Origin of the sequence: Pseudomonas sp. TH37, from assembly GCF_016650735.1 — a bacterium.
In the GTDB taxonomy this organism is placed as follows: Bacteria; Pseudomonadota; Gammaproteobacteria; order Pseudomonadales; family Pseudomonadaceae; genus Aquipseudomonas; species Aquipseudomonas farris.
On sequence record NZ_JAEKFD010000001.1, the window covers coordinates 1,045,509 to 1,061,543 of the forward strand.

A 16,035-nucleotide genomic window follows, 5' to 3' on the forward strand; every position below is an offset into this window, starting at 1 on the left:
AGGCCACCTTTACCTATACGGTAACGATGCCCTTTTTTCTTCAAGATCCTTTCAATTTCAACGCTGAAATTTCAGTAACCTGTGGCGCCTGCGGCTAACGAGATGCCGCGGGTTTCCGACCCCGTGCGAAGAAGAAAACCTCAGGGGCCCCGGCATAAAAAGCGCAGACTGCCCCAGATCTCAACCTCCGTTGCACTACTCTACTTGAGATAGACATTGGCTCCTGCCGAGCCGCCCACCGCTGACCGGTATACACGAATGGAATCCTCAAACCAGAAACGCGCCTTTCGTACTCCTGAAAGTATCCAGGCCGAAAAGGAAACGCGGGAAATGCCCAAACCTTTTCTGGAGGGTAGGATTCACCGGGGTTAATGACGTCCGTAAAGGACAATCTCAATTGCTTTCTGCGACCAGCCCTGAAGGCGTTACATTCAGTGCTCGAGTTCGTTTGTGCTGGCGTTGGGAGGATCATCCAGAGAAATTCTCAGCAGCCCAGTTACGTGCACGGTTAAGCCAGGGAGACTGGGATAGAACAATCACTGAGATCGTCGATCGCGAAGCACCACAAGGCATTACACATGCACTTCTAATGCAACGCTACAAAAGTGATATCAAGTTCGCTGCCTTAATTCCCGTGACAGCCATGACCGGCATCATCAACGGGCAGAAACGAGTGGGCGCAAAACTCATAGCTGCGGGGAGACTAGGGCGCCTCAAAAAAAATCATGTGGTCAACGGAGACAGCCCGACCATGTGGCTAATGGATAGCCGCTCTGAGGAGGCGCACAAAGTTGCCGATGTCAGCTACAACTTGCAAAGGTAAGTGCTGCTTTTAATAGATAAACATTGTCATAGTGACTCCCATTTAACCCGCTATTCTCGGGAGCCTATGCAACCATCGTCGGACCACCAAATTTCCGATCGTTAATCTCCTGCTTCTCAATTACTTGTTCAAGTTTCTCGCGATATTCTTTTACGCGAGCTTCTTTGTCACTTTTCTCTGTAGAAGATTTATTGCTATATGAACTTGCGATGATAACAGGGACAGCCACTGCTGTCGTAGCTTTAATAGTTTTGATAGCGCTAGCTCCAATTATCTGCGTGACCCATGGACCAATTACCATTGGTATTAATCCCAAGGCAATACCGCTTGGTAATCCAAGCCACATTTGAAGTTCGATTGCTTGGTCAACCGTGTGTGTGTTGCCATCGGATGGGATTAACTGGGGAATATCCGCCGGGGTCTTCCCTGAGGGATTCGACGGCGTACACTCGCCAATTCTGACGGGTGGAGGTGAATGAAATTTAGTATCTGCGCCAACGAATTCAATCATTTCGGATACTCCAGTGTTGTCGCATAGCTTTATCAACCAACAGTGCCAATGAAGTTTGTAGTCGTGGTGCGAAAAAACATAACCACATCTAAGATCGGCCATGTCTCTCTATTAATTTGTCTGCTGTCCGCGGTATCTTCTTTCATTGCACTAATAAATTCAATTGCCCATTTTCCATTGACAGGGCGATTTTTTAAAGATGTTGATGAGATCCAATTAAGTGGTTCCTGTCCGGTGCAGGCGTTTATGATTACACTGTCGAATGAATCAGGAGCGAAAATCTCAACTTGGAAACGCCAGCGAAAACGATCATTATCATTCGGAATGACAACTCTGACGGATAACTCATCAATAGTTGCGTGCCCTGAGGTGGGAAGGTCTATTGTAAACCCGTCACCCAGATCAGGTGGTGCAAATGGGTCGTTAATTGCAAATCCAATCCTGTGCCCCGCCTTAATTTTATCAATAAGTTTCTCGGTCAGTGTTTTTGCTTTTTCTGGGCGTTTCATGCGAATTGCGTCTCTAAGGACATGAACGCCATGGTCAATTGGAGCAACGAAGCCATATAAAAATGGAGTGCCAAGTGGAATTGCGAATTCATGCTTAATTTGGGTTGCTACAACTGCCTCTAAGGCACGTGATAATTTACGGTGCCATGCAACCCAATCATCTAGATGCGCGGCGCCTTCGAACGTTGCATACTTCAACTCTCCAGGGAGAGGGCGCTCAATTATATGAGTAACACCAAAGCATGCACTAATTCCTTCAACGACGGCATTTGATCGGACATAGCACGATTCAATATCCTGTTTGAAAATATTTCGAATCTTTGCCATTCGTTCTGAGAAGTTTAGTGAGCTCCCCGGTTCGCCGTGAAGTGATTCTAATTCACCGACCATCTGCTTAGTTTCGGATAACTTAGTAAGTGAGGCCTCGGTAATCGCATCAACTTTTCCGTCAGGTGCCTGCGCTATGTTAAGTGCGTGCTCGGTTTCTCCTTGTTTTATTGCACTTTTATAGCTGATTGTAGTTCGTATTCGTGTCGCATCTATTTCCCAGAGCTCTCGCCGGATTTCGAGCAGTCGGTCAAGCAGCATGCCTACGTCTGCAATATTTTGAATAACGCAGTACTTATCGACTGCAAATGAGGCTTCCTGCGTAGAGAGCGCTTGGACTACGCTAGTTAACTCCTGATCCGCGCTATATGTTGGATCAAACTGATTGAGAACGTTCGGGAAATTGTCTTTCTCAGCGGAAAGTTGAACGCGCAAATTCATAATCCACTCCATTAATGAGTAAATTTATATTGTGATCTGGTGTTCTGCGAAGACAAAAAAGCGTTTTGCGATGAATCATTTGATATCAGTTGATCACAGAAATAATCTGATTAAAAAAAGCATAGAGCACCGTTGCTAAACGTCAAGGCTAATGAATTTATTGGTAATCGATGAATAAATATTTGTAGAGTATCCGTTTAGAGCGCAAAAAACGCTCAAGAAGGGTGCTTCAACGCACAAATATGGGCTGGGCAGTCTCCGGCTTGCGCTTGAACCGCCGCGGCCCACTGGGCATGAAGCGTGATTATTTGTCGGCCAGCCTTCAATGATCTACCTAGCCTTGATTTATCGCGCTTGGGTCGTGACGAAGAGTCACGTCTTCAATCGACGGTATCTAGGGTAGCTAGAGATCCGAACGTCCGAAAAGCGGTGATTGAGCGTTGCAATGGACGCTGTGAGCGTCCTGAATGTGGAGCGAGCCGTTCTTATGCTGGCTTTCTCGATGTGCACCACATCTTGGGTGTCGAGGTCAGTTATCGCGTTTTTAATTGCGTTACCCTTTGCCCAAATTGCCATAGAGATGCACACTTCTCGGCGGATCGGGAGAAGTTGAATGGCTCATTGTTACTGATAGCTGATCGTCAGCAGGACTAGCGCTGTATCCCTGCGTGTATCCCATTACCGAAAAATGCTCTGAAGACCACAGATTATATGGCGCAGTCGAGTCCCCCTCGGGCACCAAAATTAAGAAAGGTCTTGCTTTGCAAGGCCTTTTTTTTCGTCTGTAGAAAAGTGATCCCGCCCCGCCGCCCCGTAGGAGCTGCCGAAGGCTGCGATCTTTTGATCTTGCTTTTCAGCGCCACAACCCGAAACTGCTCGGCTAACGAATCAAGGACTCACACAATGGAATTGCCACTGGAAACCGTTGCCCTTTTCGCCTTCAAGCTGGCTTATGAGATGGAAGGTGAAAGTCCGATTCTGCGGGATGATCCGATCATGAGTGATTATGAACGGGAGGTGTTTGGGTTGCTGGTGCGTCGGGGGGATGTTGAGGGGATTCAGTTTAGAGTGGCGCGTTGCGTGGGTTTGGCGCTGGACGCTATAGGCGGCATAGATACGCCGCTAGGGCGCGAGCTACATAGATTGTCGGCTGATTTACGCGGTGCTCAAACCTTGGAGCAACTTGATGCACCGCTTATCGCGCTCAAGGACTACTTGAAAGATATTCAGTGAGGGGAGCCCAAACCCACGCTGGATAACAATGTCCTTCAGCAGAAAAAGGGGACACCCATTAGCAGGTCTCAAGTCAAGGCTAAAAGCCCACTCGGCGCACCAACGCGGGCCGTTTCCGCGGCATCATCCATAGACTTACGCCGAAGCCAGCTAGATCCCGAACAGTTTCCGAGGGAACCCGGTTTCGTCGGGGAACCCCATCGCTTTGAAGGTGCAGCCCGGCAGAGCAGGCTTGCTGTCGACCAGATCCGCAACTTCGCGGATCCAGGTCGAAGCTGGTGCAATTCTCTGCAGCAGAAACCATATGACCGCGACCAACCCGTACAGCCGTTTGAGCGCGTACTGGTCCAGCCCCAACGTCTGAAAATACGATTCAACGGGGACCGCTAACGGGTTAGGCGAAGCCTGATTCCAGATGCGGGTATGGTGTGCACAGCGGTTGCGCAGATGGCTGGTCTGTTGCATCCATCGGCTGAGCATCTTGGCGTTGTTCAAGCCGAGACGTGCGAGTATGAGATTTTGATACTTGCTGTTGAGCAGCTCGAAGAATTCCGAGAGATCCCCGAAATCCCATGCCTCCACCGCGACCCAAACAGGAATGGACTTGCCGGCTCGGAAATGCCATTGAATGCAGTCCTCTTTGCTCCGCGCAATGTGCGACTGCTGCTTCTGGCTCCACTCTGTCCACTTGTTCCGCGTATTACCGCGGCGGTCCGTGTACGGTTGAGTCCATTTATTCAGAATGAATTTCGCGTTGGTGTAGGCCATCGGGTCGTGGTACCCGACCTCGTGAGCCATTACGGTCTTGAGGTGAACCTCCGAGCGCTCGACGGCGTCCAGCATGAGCATTCGCAATTGTTTATCGAACTTGTAAAGGTCTACGGCCGAGTCGAAAGAGGTGGCTGCCTGGAAAGTGTCCAGACGCAGAGGCTTGCCCGTGACCGGGCAGACGTCTTGCTGCAGGCCGTTCATTTTGAACTCTCGCGCCGGGTACCAGTAACCGCTGAGGCGGTAATACCCTAACTGCGCGAGCTTGCGTTCTGCACGAGACGGGTCATGGATTTGCATACCCCTGCTGGCCAGCAACGCAACCAAATCAGGGTATGTACGGAACGGCTTCGGAGGGGCTGGGCTAGACAACTTCCATGTTCCAGAAACAAGAAGGCCCGAACGTAATGCCGGACTAAGCCAGCACCAGAGGATCGGGCGCGATTGGAATTAATGCTGCCGTAGCCTGATGACCCTGTCAATGTGTACGTCACAGAAAACGCGGCAAACACTAGGGTTTATGCGGGTTTTCGACGATCTGTTGCAGACGATGGCGCGCGCTTGTGAGCAGCCTAAAACAGAGCGCTGTGGATTGTTGTCAGGCCACTCCGAGATAGAGGTAGGAATATTCTCTGCTGCGCCTGATGCTCGATATTGTTAGAGAGAGCGCTGGGCAAAGGGCTTTCGAAAGTTGCAGTAATGAGGTCTGCACGCTACCCTTCCGCCGTCGCTGCCAATTCAGCGACCGGGTGTGGTAACCCGAGTTATTCAAGGCGCTACAGCGCCCCCATCACGATTGCCGGCGCTTTTTTTATGCCAGCAAGCGTGAGTTATGGCGGCTGTGCGTGGGACGCCCTCGGGCGTGCCGGTTTCCTTGATTCCCGGTTTACCACCCTGCGCACAGCTGTCACCCATTCGTGTGGTAACGAACGTGGCAGCTCCTCATATCAAGGAGTCTGATAATGCGCAGCATCAATCCGTACAAATGTTGGCTGTTCCCTCAAAGCAGTTCCCAATCGCGTAACGCCCCATCATCCACCCTCTCCAACCGCCTCTCCGTCATCGGAGGTGGCAAATGACCGAACAATCAGAACTGAAAACTATCGGCCTAACACCCGCAATCTACTGCGCGGATCAAGCCCTATTCCATGTCACTAGCGGCGTTCCCCTCGGTGATGCGTTAGCCATGGCTTCTGATTTTCTGTTTCTCGCCAAGAAGCTGACCGAAGATGCTGCCTACGACAGAGACTCCGATCGCCACGCTTGGGCCGCGCATTATTTGACGGCGATGAGTAAGGCGGTGGTTGATGATGCAGTGAAGGTACTGACGCGTGACCGTACTCCCACTCCCACTCCCACACCTAACCGGACAGCGGCGAAGTCTGAAGGGTAGTGGCTGATAAATGGGGGATGATTCTCACGCCCAGTAAGGTATGAAGCCTGTGGGAGCCAACTGCTTGCGATGACCGCAGTGCATTCAGCATTGATGTTGGCTGACCTGGCGCTTTCGCGGGCAAGCCCGCTCCCACAGGGATTGCGCTTAACGGACAGGCATTACTGGCCCCGAGATTGTCGGGGCTTTCGATCACTCAGCTCACAGCAAATGCTGAGAAATCCGCGTCGAAATCTCCACCCTCGAAGTCCTGCCGGTGAATTCAAACTTCACCTTCCCCTCGATGAAAAACAAATCTCCAACTCGGAATCCAACCCACATCAAACAACAACGCCCTTCAGCACAGAGCTATCAGTTTGATATCGTGCCTCCAACGCTTCATCTCATCAAAGATGACCAATGGCAGTTTCAGGGGCATTGTTAACAAGGAAAAGGATTGAATGCAGCTAATCGGCGTGTTGGTGTTCTTCGCTGCGACAGTGGGGATGTGGATTGGGGTGGTGAGGAACCGTGGCACCCTGAATCTGTGGCTCGCTAATCTGGCGGGTGCCGTGGGTAGTTTTATTGTCGGAATTGCGGTGCTGATTCTGTTCAACAGATGGTTTGTCCCCGGAGGAAACTCGGCATGGGGCGTTGTATTCATGTTCTATACATTGATGGCGGTTTTAGGGGCCTTTGTCGGAACCTGGCTTCTGGTGATCGCCAGATTCAATCAGTCTGAATCCCCCATCGTCCGTCATTTGATCGCCGGAGCGTGCAGTGTGTTGGCGGCACTGACCACGGTGGTGTTGTGGGTGATGATCCTTCCCGCCAAGTGAGTGTTTTGGCACCCCACTCATCGCGCTCAAGGATTACCTGAAGATACTCAGTGAGCGAACACCTTTGGCCGCACTCTTCTAGACTTAATAGGTAGTCGTAGACAGAATCGAACACGTCGCTTTGGTGCAGATGAATCAAAGGCAGCATGGCAAGCTGCCTGTTATGCCCTGAAGAGGTGCGGCAAAGACCGCACCGGGCCCAACAAGATGCCCGCTCAGGGTGCCTGGCCAACGGCCTGAAAATGCCACGATACCGTGACGTGGTGTGACTGCCGCAGCCGACACTTTCGGACAACTGACAACCGCCTGGTTTGTCCGTGATCGTGAGGAATGCTGTATGCCTGATGAGATGTTGCACCTGCCTATGGTCAACAGCCTGCTGGAGCGCCACAAACGCTCCCCCGGCGCACTGTTGCCCATCCTTCATGAGATTCAGGAGGGCATCGGTTACATCCCCGATGCCGCCATCCCCGAGATTGCCCACGCGCTCAACCTGAGTCAGGCCGAGGTTCGCGGGGTGATCAGCTTCTACCATGACTTCCGCACCGCGCCGCCCGCCCGGCATATTCTGCGTCTGTGTCGGGCCGAGTCCTGCCAGAGCCGCGGCGCCGAGCAGCTCGCAGCGCAATTGCGCGAACGTCTGCAACTTGATGACCACGGCAGCAGCGCCGACGGCAACATCAGTCTGCGTCCGGTGTATTGCCTCGGCGCCTGCGCCTGTTCGCCAGCCCTGGAGCTGGATGGTCAGCTGCATGCGCGGCTCAGCCCCGAGCGTCTGGATGCCCTGCTCGATGCTTGCCGGGAGGACGCATGATGCCGGCTTTCTATCTGCCCCGTGATTCGCTGGCCCGTGCCGTGGGTGCCGAAGAGGTGGCCGTAACCCTTGCCTCTCAGGCCCGGGAACGCAATCTGCCGCTGGACCTGCAACGCACCAGTTCTCGCGGCCTGTACTGGCTGGAACCGCTGCTGGAAGTGGACAGCCCGCAAGGCCGTATCGGCTTCGGTCCGCTGACGGCTGCTGATGTGCCGTCGGTGCTCGATGCGCTGCAAGGCGAGTCGTCCGACCATCCGCTGGCCTTGGGGCTGGTGGAAGAGTTGCCTTATCTGAAGACTCAACAACGCCTGCTGTTTGCCCGCGCCGGCATTACCCAGCCGCTGTCCCTGGAGGATTACCGGGCTCACGGCGGCTTCGAGGGCCTGACCCAGGCCATCGCCCAGGGCGGCGAGCAGACCGCGACCGCTGTGTTCGATTCGGGGTTGCGTGGCCGTGGTGGCGCAGCCTTTCCGGCCGGGATCAAATGGCGCACGGTGCGCGGCACCCAGGCTGCGCAGAAATACATTGTGTGCAACGCCGACGAAGGCGACTCCGGCACCTTTGCTGACCGCATGCTGATGGAAGGCGACCCGTTCCTGCTGATCGAAGGCATGGCGATTGCCGGTCTGTGCGTTGGAGCGACTTACGGCTACATCTATGTGCGCTCGGAATACCCGGCTGCCGTGGCGACACTGCGGGCGGCACTGGACATCGCCCGGTCCGCCGGTTACCTCGGCGCCAATGTTGGCGGCAGCGGTCTGGCCTTCGATATGGAAGTGCGAGTCGGTGCCGGCGCGTACATCTGCGGTGAAGAAACCGCGCTGCTGGACTCTCTCGAAGGCAAGCGCGGGATCGTTCGCGCCAAGCCACCGATCCCCGCCTTGCAGGGTCTGTTCGGCCTGCCGACCCTGGTGCACAACGTGCTGACCCTGGCCTCGGTGCCGCTGATTCTGGCCAAGGGCGCGCAGTTCTATCGCGATTACGGCATGGGCCGCTCCCTGGGCACCATGCCCTTTCAGCTGGCGGGCAATATTCGTCACGGCGGTCTGGTGGAACGGGCCTTTGGCCTGACCCTGCGGGAACTGGTGGAAGACTACGGCGGTGGGACCGCCAGTGGCCGGCCGCTGAAAGCCGCCCAGGTTGGCGGCCCCCTCGGCGCCTGGGTGCCGCCATCGCAATTCGACACACCGCTGGATTACGAAGCCTTCGCCGCCATCGGCGCCATGCTCGGTCACGGTGGTGTGGTGGTGGCTGATGACAGCCTGGACATGGCCCGCATGGCGCGCTTCGCGATGCAGTTCTGCGCCGAGGAATCCTGTGGCAAATGCACCCCATGCCGCATCGGCTCGACCCGGGGCGTGGAGGTGATCGATCGTCTGCTGGCCGCACCTGACCAGAACAGTCGTGATGAGCAGGTGATCATCCTCAAGGACCTGTGCGACACCCTGCAATACGGTTCGCTGTGCGCGTTGGGCGGCATGACCTCCTATCCGGTGGCCAGCGCCCTCAAGTACTTCCCCGCCGACTTCGGTCTGCAGTCCTCGGAGGCCGACCAATGATCACTCTCTTCGACCCGAATACAGATATCGACCTCGGAACCCCTGCCCGCGAAAGTCAGGTGCAGGTCACCGTGAACATCGACGGCCGCAGCATCAGCGTGCCCGAAGGAACCTCGGTGATGCGCGCCGCAGCGCTGCTGGGTACCACCATTCCCAAACTGTGTGCCACCGACAGCCTGGAAGCCTTCGGCTCCTGCCGCATGTGCCTGGTGGAGATCGATGGCATGCGCGGCTACCCGGCGTCCTGCACCACGCCGGTCAGCGAAGGCATGAGCGTGCACACCCAGACGCCGAAGCTCGCCACGCTGCGCCGCAACGTCATGGAGTTGTACATCTCCGATCACCCGCTGGACTGCCTGACCTGCTCGGCCAACGGCAATTGCGAGCTGCAAACTGTCGCCGGTCAGGTTGGCCTGCGGGAAGTGCGTTACGGCTATGAAGGTGAAAATCATCTGGCCGACGTGAAGGACACTTCCAACCCCTACTTCGATTACGACCCGAGCAAATGCATCGTCTGCAACCGCTGCGTGCGCGCCTGTGAAGAAACCCAGGGCACTTTTGCCCTGACCATTACCGGGCGCGGTTTCGAATCCCGGGTCGCGGCCGCCGGTGGCGATAACTTCCTCGAGTCCGAATGCGTGTCCTGCGGCGCCTGTGTGCAAGCCTGCCCCACCGCGACCCTGATGGAAAAAAGCGTGGTCGAACTGGGTCAACCCGAACGCAGCGTGATCACCACTTGTGCCTATTGCGGCGTGGGCTGCTCGTTCCGCGCCGAGATGAAAGGCGACCAACTGGTACGCATGGTTCCAGACAAGAACGGCCAAGCCAACCACGGCCACTCCTGCGTCAAAGGGCGCTTTGCCTGGGGCTACGCCACCCACCCGGATCGCATCACCAAGCCGATGATCCGCAAGCACATCAACGATCCTTGGCAGGAAGTCAGCTGGGATGAAGCGGTGACCTACGCCGCCAGCGAATTCCGCCGACTGCAGCAAAAATACGGTCGCGACTCCATTGGTGGCATCACCTCCAGCCGCTGCACCAACGAAGAAACCTACCTGGTGCAAAAACTGGTGCGCGCCGCCTTCGGCAACAACAACGTCGACACTTGTGCGCGGGTCTGCCACTCGCCGACCGGCTATGGCCTGAAACAAACCCTGGGCGAGTCCGCCGGCACCCAGAGTTTCGACTCGGTGATGCAGGCTGACGTGATCCTGGTGATGGGCGCCAACCCGAGCGATGCCCACCCGGTGTTCGCCTCCCAGCTCAAACGCCGCCTGCGTGAAGGCGCGCGGCTGATCGTCATCGATCCACGACGCATTGATCTGGTGGACTCGGTGCATGCCCGCGCCGAACTGCACCTGGCCCTGCGCCCGGGCACCAACGTCGCCATGCTCAACGCCCTGGCCCATGTCATCGTCACCGAAGGCTTGCTCAACCAGGCCTTTATCGACGCCCGTTGCGAGGGCAGCGATTTCGCCCGCTGGAGCGAGTTTGTCAGCCGTGCGGAAAACTCGCCGGAAATTCTTGGCCCCATCTGCGGCGTCGCCGCTGCCGACATCCGTGCGGCCGCTCGCCTGTATGCCACCGGTGGCAATGCGGCGATCTACTATGGCCTGGGCGTCACCGAACACAGCCAGGGCAGCACCGCGGTCATGGGCATCGCCAACCTGGCCATGGCCACTGGCAACATCGGCCGCGAAGGCGTGGGCGTGAACCCGCTGCGTGGACAGAACAACGTGCAGGGCTCCTGCGACATGGGCTCCTTCCCCCACGAGTTGCCCGGCTACCGGCACATTTCCAACGAAGTGGTACGGGCGCAGTTCGAACAGGCCTGGAACGTCACCCTGCAACCCGACCCGGGCCTGCGCATTCCCAACATGTTCGAGGCAGCTTTGGGCGGCAGCTTTAAGGGCCTGTATTGCCAGGGCGAAGACATCGCCCAGAGCGACCCCAATACCCAACACGTCACCGCGGCCCTGTCGGCCATGGAATGCATCGTGGTGCAGGACATTTTCCTCAACGAAACCGCCAAGTTCGCCCACGTGTTCCTGCCGGGCAGCTCGTTCCTGGAAAAAGACGGCACCTTCACCAACGCCGAACGGCGCATCTCTCGGGTGCGCAAAGTCATGGAACCGCTGGGCGGCAAGGCCGACTGGGAAGGCACAGTGGCACTGGCCAATGCGCTGGGTTACCCGATGAACTACCAACATCCGTCAGAAATCATGGATGAAATCGCCAGCCTGACGCCGACCTTCACCAACGTCAGCTACACCGAACTGGATCGCCACGGCAGCCTGCAATGGCCGTGCAACGCCGCGGCACCAGACGGCACGCCGACCATGCATATCGAGGAATTCGTGCGCGGCAAGGGGCGCTTCATGCTCACCGGTTACGTGCCCACCGAGGAAAAGGTCAACAGTCGCTATCCTCTTCTGCTGACCACCGGGCGCATCCTCAGCCAGTACAACGTCGGCGCGCAGACGCGGCGGACAGACAACGTCGCCTGGCACCACGAAGACCGCCTGGAAATCCACCCGACCGACGCCGAAAGCCGTGGTATCAACGAAGATGATTGGGTCGGCATTGGCAGCCGCGCCGGACAGACCGTACTGCGTGCGCGGATCACCGAACGGGTAGCCCCAGGCGTGGTGTACACCACCTTCCACTTCCCTGAATCGGGGGCCAACGTCATCACCACCGACAACTCCGATTGGGCCACCAACTGTCCGGAGTACAAGGTTACCGCCGTGGAAGTCAGCCGCGTCTACCACCCTTCCGAGTGGCAAAAACGCTATCAGGAATTCAGCGACGAACAACAACGTCTGCTCGACGAACGCCGCCAGGCACGCACTGCTGGAGCAAAAGCCGAGGTGCGCCGATGAGCACTGACAACCTGATCAAGATGGCCAACCAGATCGCCCAGTACTTCGCCAGCGAACCGGACCAGCAACAGGCCGTGCTCGGCGTGCGTAATCACCTGCAGATGTACTGGACGCCCGGCATGCGCAAGGAATTGCTGGCCTGGCAGACGGCGCATCAGGGGGCAGACTTGCACCCACTGGCGCAGGCTGCGGTCAGTGGGGCGGGCTGGGAGGCTTAGGTTTACACGATCCCTTGGGGAGGATTTTGCCTGTTGACTCAAAACCTGTGGCGAGGGAGCTTGCTCCCTCGCCACATGTGAACAGTATTGCGAGTCTTTCGGGACTAATGCACCGGCAACACCACCAACGCTTCCAACCCGCTCTTCGACCGATTTCGCAGTGTCAGCTCGCCTCCGTGCTCCAGCACAATCGCCCGCGCCGCCGATAACCCCAAACCAACACCCCCAGTGCTTTTGTTCCGCGAGCCTTCCATCCGGAAGAACGGCACAAACACTTGCTCAAGGCAGGTATCTGGAATGCCCGGCCCACGATCCAGTACTTTGATCCGCACTTGGCCAGCGCTCGGGATCAGTTCAATCCCCGGCTCACTGCCGTACTTGATAGCGTTGTCGAGCAAGTTGGTAATCACCCGTTTAAGCCCCAACGGACGCCCGAAATACACCAACCGCAGCGGCCCGCTGAACGTAATGTCGACTCCCTGATCTCGATAATCATCAAGCAACGTTTGCAGCAGTTCCGCCAGATCAAACTGGGTCGCCGGTTCAAGCCGCGCATCATCACGAAAGAACTCCAGCGCCGAGTTGATCATTGCCTGCATTTCATCCACGTCACGAAACAGCCGCTGCTGTTGCTCGCTGTCTTCGATGAATTCGCCACGCAAGCGCATCCGCGTCAGAGGAGCGCGCAGGTCGTGGGAGATGGCGGCGAGCATTTGCGTGCGATCGCGGATGAAGTGTTGCAGCTGCGCCTGCATGGCGTTGAACGCGAGAATGGCCTGGCGGATTTCGTGGGGGCCGAGCGGTTCGATCGGCGGTGCGCGGAAATCCACACCGAAGCGACGGGCGCCTTCGGCGAAGCGCTGCAAAGGGGTGGCGAGGCGTCGGGTGGCGATCAGCGCGACCAGTGCGGTGGAGAACAGCACTAGCAGGATCACGATCAGGTAGCGTGGCGCTTCGTCGAGCCCCCAACTGCGCGAGGGCGCGGAGAACATCAGCCACGATGAATCCGATAGCTCGATCAGCAGCGCGTAATGCGCGTCCGCCGTGTGCTCCGTCCAGTCGGCCGGTTCATAGGCTTCAATGCGCCGGTCAGGGGCTCTGAGCATCGGCTGCAGGATAGTCGAGCCGATGTCAGACTTCGGATCGTCCACTGTCGGCAGGTTGAGATCGTGCCGGTCAGGGTGCCAAGTGACAGTGAAGCCGTTCTCGTTGGCGGCTTGCGCCAATGGGTTGCGCAGTGGCGCCGGGGCGGCCTCGATGATCCGGGCGATGGCGGCGGCTTTTTCCAGCAAGCCGATTTCGGTCAGTGGCGGGCGCGCCCATACGCCGGCCAATTGGATAAACAGCCCGTTGAGCGCCAGTGAAATGAGCATGGCCAGGATGATCGTCAACGCGATCCAGCGCGCAACCGTATCTTGCGGCCAGTCTCGGGCGCGAATCCGCTTCAGCCAGCTCATCGCCGCGTCACGCTGGGGGTGAACAGGTAACCGCCGTTGCGCACGGTGCGAATCATTGCCGGGCGCTTGGTGTCGGACTCGAGTTTGCGTCGCAGGCGGCTGACCTGGACGTCGATGCTGCGATCGAACGCCTCATGGCAATGCCCGCGGGCCAGGTCCAGCAATTGCTCGCGGGTGAGAATGCGCTGCGGGTGTTCGACGAAGACCAGCAGCAGGTCAAACTCACCGGCCGACAGCGGGATCATCACGTTGTCCGGCGAGCGCAACTCACGGCGAGTGACGTCCAGGTGCCAATCAGCGAAATCAATCAGCGGCCGTGGCCGTTCCTGCGATACCGGACGGCGCTCGTCCACTCGGCGCTGCACGGCACGCACTCGGGCCAGCAGTTCACGGGCGTCGAAGGGTTTGGTCAGATAATCATCAGCGCCCAGCTCCAGGCCGACCACCCGATCACTGAGTTCACCCATGGCGGTCAGCATGATCACCGGTATTGCGTGTCGAATCCGCAGTTGCTGACACAGGACCAGCCCGCTGTCGCCGGGCAACATCACGTCCAGAATGATCAGGTCCGGCGCCTGGCGCTCTATGGCCACCCACAGCGACGCACCGTCCGTGGCGACCTCTACGCTGTAGCCGTGCTGCACGAAGAATTTTTTCAGTAGATCAAGGACTTCAAGGTCGTCGTCCACAATTAAAAGGCTGTTCACCGAAGGTCACTTAAGGGGCGAATGGAACCGCCATCTAAAACCATTCACGGCCGCGCGTCATATATTTCAACTCTGCAATAAAGCGTCAGCACCGCAATAAACCAGACATCTTGACGCAAGGATTGGAGCTCAGCATCACGGCGAATTCCTCCTGAGACTTGCATCCATGTTGCCTTTCAAGTGTGCTCCCTGGTTGGCCCGCAACACCTCAATTGCCGTGTTGGCCGCAGGGCTGACGGGTTGCAGCAGCCAGCAGCCGTCTACCACAGACGTGGCCTGCGCTGACATTGCCTATTCGGTGTACGACCCGGCAGAACCGCTCAATCGCGGCGTCTTCGCGTTTAACCGGGTGGTTGATGATTACGCCTTGGCACCGGTCGCGCGCGGTTACCGCTACACGCCGGACTTTTTCCAGACCGGTGTGCATAACTTTGTGGCGAACTTCGGTGAGCCCAAGGTCTTTATCAATGACCTGCTGCAAGGCAACCCGATGCGCTCGGTCAATACCCTGGGACGTTTCGCGCTCAACACCACGGTAGGTGTGGTGGGCTTGATCGACGTCTCCGGCATGGCCGGTATCCCGCGCCACGACTCGGACTTCGGCCAGACCTTCGGCGTGTGGGGCATCGGCAACGGTCCGATCGTCGAGCTGCCATTGCTCGGGACCTCCAACAGTCGCGACGCCGCCGGTCGCGTGCTCGGTTTTGTGGTCGATCCGTTCGGCAGCAATAGCGATACCGTGGAGACGCTGTCCACTATCAGCACTGTCGGTGGCATCGTCGATGGTCGGGCAGAAGCCTTACCGCTGACCGACAGCCTGCAAAAACTTCCGGACTATTACAGCGCGTTGCGTAATGTGGTGGCCGAGCATCGTGCTGCTTACGTGGCCGATGGCAAACAAGGCTCGCCAGAGAACACCACCCCAAAATGCACAGGAGCACCGGCCGATGGGTTCTGAAAGCAATAGCCTGACTCTGCAGCAGCGGGTGATCCGAGACGATCCCGCCAATCTGCATTGTCGGGAAATCACCCTGCGCCTGTCACCAGACTGTCGCCAACTGGTGCTCACCCGCTACACCGAACACTACGGCCCGGCGTTGGTACGCTGGATAGAGCGCAGCCATACGGTGTCGGTGGCCGAGCTGTTTCGTTGGCTTGTGGCCAATGGTGAGGCAGGGGTCATGAGAGCGAGCAGCCAGTCGCAGCCTTGATTTCAGGGTGATGATACGGAGGATGGAAGTCTTCCGGTCATCATCCCGCCCGAAGCCTACAGCGAAACTGAGGCAAAGCTATTCCCCCCCCCCCGCACAGTGGCTGCAGCCCTTACCAACAATCAGGCTCGTACATAGACCCAGGCGCTGATGCCGGACTTGAGGGTCACACTGACGCGTTTGTAGTCCGCCACCTCGTATTTGTCGGCAGCGACTAGCTCTTGGGCCGTGATCTCGAAAACCCTGCATCACCTTCGTGCCCTTGACAGGCTGCGCCCATGTCGATGAAGAAAATGCTCATCGACATGACGCCTGAGCGAGACTGTGACAGCCGTGGACGGTCCGATAATGCTGTACGAAC

General features: G+C 57.3%; 15 protein-coding genes and 2 pseudogenes. 10 read left to right on the forward strand and 7 right to left on the reverse strand.

Features of this window, described 5'->3' with window-relative positions; all coding sequences use genetic code 11:
- Positions 1 to 397 precede the first annotated feature (397 nt).
- The gene (locus tag JFU11_RS04970) at positions 398 to 823 is read left to right on the forward strand and encodes a hypothetical protein (RefSeq protein WP_201059936.1); all 426 of its coding nucleotides are present in this window, start codon (positions 398 to 400) and stop codon (positions 821 to 823) included.
- A 64-nt stretch (positions 824 to 887) separates the two neighbouring features.
- On the opposite strand, the gene JFU11_RS04975 is transcribed toward JFU11_RS04970, so the two are convergent.
- Both JFU11_RS04975 and JFU11_RS04980 read right to left on the reverse strand, forming a co-directional pair.
- Positions 888 to 1,334 carry a hypothetical protein gene (locus JFU11_RS04975; protein WP_201059937.1) on the reverse strand — a complete coding sequence of 149 codons (447 nt, stop codon included), beginning with the start codon at positions 1,332 to 1,334 and terminating at the stop codon, positions 888 to 890.
- Positions 1,335 to 1,366: 32 nt separating this feature from the next.
- Entirely contained in the window at positions 1,367 to 2,611 is a 1,245-nt protein-coding gene (locus JFU11_RS04980; protein WP_201059938.1) for a hypothetical protein, read from the reverse strand.
- Between the two features lie 903 nt (positions 2,612 to 3,514).
- Between JFU11_RS04980 and JFU11_RS04985 the strand changes: the two genes are divergently transcribed.
- Positions 3,515 to 3,844, forward strand: a complete 330-nt coding sequence (locus tag JFU11_RS04985; RefSeq protein ID WP_201059939.1) for a hypothetical protein — start codon at positions 3,515 to 3,517, stop codon at positions 3,842 to 3,844.
- A 150-nt stretch (positions 3,845 to 3,994) separates the two neighbouring features.
- Here the strand turns inward: JFU11_RS04985 and JFU11_RS04990 are convergent, their stop codons facing one another.
- Positions 3,995 to 4,912: an Abi family protein gene (locus JFU11_RS04990; protein WP_201059940.1), complete on the reverse strand. Its 918-nt coding sequence runs from the start codon at positions 4,910 to 4,912 to the stop codon at positions 3,995 to 3,997.
- A 775-nt stretch (positions 4,913 to 5,687) separates the two neighbouring features.
- Here JFU11_RS04990 and JFU11_RS04995 point away from each other — a divergent pair.
- Positions 5,688 to 6,005, forward strand: a complete 318-nt coding sequence (locus JFU11_RS04995; protein WP_201059941.1) for a DUF3077 domain-containing protein — start codon at positions 5,688 to 5,690, stop codon at positions 6,003 to 6,005.
- Positions 6,006 to 6,206: 201 nt separating this feature from the next.
- Here JFU11_RS04995 and JFU11_RS05000 read toward each other — a convergent pair.
- Positions 6,207 to 6,319, reverse strand: a pseudogene (locus tag JFU11_RS05000) (PH domain-containing protein); the annotation flags it as partial.
- A 126-nt stretch (positions 6,320 to 6,445) separates the two neighbouring features.
- On the opposite strand from JFU11_RS05000, the gene JFU11_RS05005 reads away from it, so the two are divergent.
- From JFU11_RS05005 to JFU11_RS05025, 5 genes are all read left to right on the forward strand, one after another.
- Complete coding sequence (locus JFU11_RS05005) at positions 6,446 to 6,823, forward strand: hypothetical protein (protein WP_201059942.1); 378 nt, start codon at positions 6,446 to 6,448, stop codon at positions 6,821 to 6,823.
- 337 nt (positions 6,824 to 7,160) lie between these two features.
- Positions 7,161 to 7,637: a formate dehydrogenase subunit gamma gene (locus JFU11_RS05010; protein ID WP_052964752.1), complete on the forward strand. Its 477-nt coding sequence runs from the start codon at positions 7,161 to 7,163 to the stop codon at positions 7,635 to 7,637.
- Complete coding sequence (locus tag JFU11_RS05015; protein WP_201121228.1) at positions 7,634 to 9,196, forward strand: formate dehydrogenase beta subunit; 1,563 nt, start codon at positions 7,634 to 7,636, stop codon at positions 9,194 to 9,196. The genes JFU11_RS05010 and JFU11_RS05015 overlap by 4 nt, the downstream gene beginning before the upstream one ends.
- On the forward strand, positions 9,193 to 12,081 hold the full coding sequence (gene fdhF, locus JFU11_RS05020; protein ID WP_201059944.1) for a formate dehydrogenase subunit alpha: 2,889 nt from the start codon (positions 9,193 to 9,195) through the stop codon (positions 12,079 to 12,081). Before JFU11_RS05015 ends, fdhF begins: the two co-directional genes overlap by 4 nt.
- Positions 12,078 to 12,299: a formate dehydrogenase subunit delta gene (locus JFU11_RS05025; RefSeq protein ID WP_095054230.1), complete on the forward strand. Its 222-nt coding sequence runs from the start codon at positions 12,078 to 12,080 to the stop codon at positions 12,297 to 12,299. Before fdhF ends, JFU11_RS05025 begins: the two co-directional genes overlap by 4 nt.
- Before the next feature lie 104 nt (positions 12,300 to 12,403).
- Here JFU11_RS05025 and JFU11_RS05030 read toward each other — a convergent pair whose 3' ends face one another.
- On the reverse strand, positions 12,404 to 13,756 hold the full coding sequence (locus JFU11_RS05030; protein WP_201059945.1) for an ATP-binding protein: 1,353 nt from the start codon (positions 13,754 to 13,756) through the stop codon (positions 12,404 to 12,406).
- Complete coding sequence (locus JFU11_RS05035; RefSeq protein WP_123719912.1) at positions 13,753 to 14,463, reverse strand: response regulator; 711 nt, start codon at positions 14,461 to 14,463, stop codon at positions 13,753 to 13,755. The genes JFU11_RS05030 and JFU11_RS05035 overlap by 4 nt, the downstream gene beginning before the upstream one ends.
- A gap of 166 nt (positions 14,464 to 14,629) precedes the next feature.
- On the opposite strand from JFU11_RS05035, the gene JFU11_RS05040 reads away from it, so the two are divergent.
- Both JFU11_RS05040 and JFU11_RS05045 read left to right on the forward strand, forming a co-directional pair.
- Positions 14,630 to 15,421, forward strand: a complete 792-nt coding sequence (locus JFU11_RS05040; RefSeq protein ID WP_052964746.1) for a VacJ family lipoprotein — start codon at positions 14,630 to 14,632, stop codon at positions 15,419 to 15,421.
- Positions 15,411 to 15,674, forward strand: a complete 264-nt coding sequence (locus tag JFU11_RS05045; protein ID WP_123719913.1) for a hypothetical protein — start codon at positions 15,411 to 15,413, stop codon at positions 15,672 to 15,674. Before JFU11_RS05040 ends, JFU11_RS05045 begins: the two co-directional genes overlap by 11 nt.
- 122 nt (positions 15,675 to 15,796) lie before the next feature.
- On the opposite strand, the pseudogene JFU11_RS05050 reads toward JFU11_RS05045, so the two are convergent.
- Positions 15,797 to 15,916 (reverse strand): annotated as a pseudogene (locus JFU11_RS05050) (gamma-glutamylcyclotransferase); the annotation flags it as partial.
- Between the last annotated feature and the right edge of the window lie 119 nt (positions 15,917 to 16,035).

Coding starts and splice junctions, on each gene's coding strand:
- JFU11_RS04975 (WP_201059937.1), bottom strand. CDS start 1,334: ATGATTGAATTCGTTGGCGCAGATACTAAATTTCATTCACCTCCACCC.
- JFU11_RS04980 (WP_201059938.1), bottom strand. CDS start 2,611: ATGAATTTGCGCGTTCAACTTTCCGCTGAGAAAGACAATTTCCCGAAC.
- JFU11_RS04985 (WP_201059939.1), top strand. CDS start 3,515: ATGGAATTGCCACTGGAAACCGTTGCCCTTTTCGCCTTCAAGCTGGCT.
- JFU11_RS04990 (WP_201059940.1), bottom strand. CDS start 4,912: ATGCAAATCCATGACCCGTCTCGTGCAGAACGCAAGCTCGCGCAGTTA.
- JFU11_RS04995 (WP_201059941.1), top strand. CDS start 5,688: ATGACCGAACAATCAGAACTGAAAACTATCGGCCTAACACCCGCAATC.
- JFU11_RS05005 (WP_201059942.1), top strand. CDS start 6,446: ATGCAGCTAATCGGCGTGTTGGTGTTCTTCGCTGCGACAGTGGGGATG.
- JFU11_RS05010 (WP_052964752.1), top strand. CDS start 7,161: ATGCCTGATGAGATGTTGCACCTGCCTATGGTCAACAGCCTGCTGGAG.
- JFU11_RS05015 (WP_201121228.1), top strand. CDS start 7,634: ATGATGCCGGCTTTCTATCTGCCCCGTGATTCGCTGGCCCGTGCCGTG.
- fdhF (WP_201059944.1), top strand. CDS start 9,193: ATGATCACTCTCTTCGACCCGAATACAGATATCGACCTCGGAACCCCT.
- JFU11_RS05025 (WP_095054230.1), top strand. CDS start 12,078: ATGAGCACTGACAACCTGATCAAGATGGCCAACCAGATCGCCCAGTAC.
- JFU11_RS05030 (WP_201059945.1), bottom strand. CDS start 13,756: ATGAGCTGGCTGAAGCGGATTCGCGCCCGAGACTGGCCGCAAGATACG.
- JFU11_RS05040 (WP_052964746.1), top strand. CDS start 14,630: ATGTTGCCTTTCAAGTGTGCTCCCTGGTTGGCCCGCAACACCTCAATT.
- JFU11_RS05045 (WP_123719913.1), top strand. CDS start 15,411: ATGGGTTCTGAAAGCAATAGCCTGACTCTGCAGCAGCGGGTGATCCGA.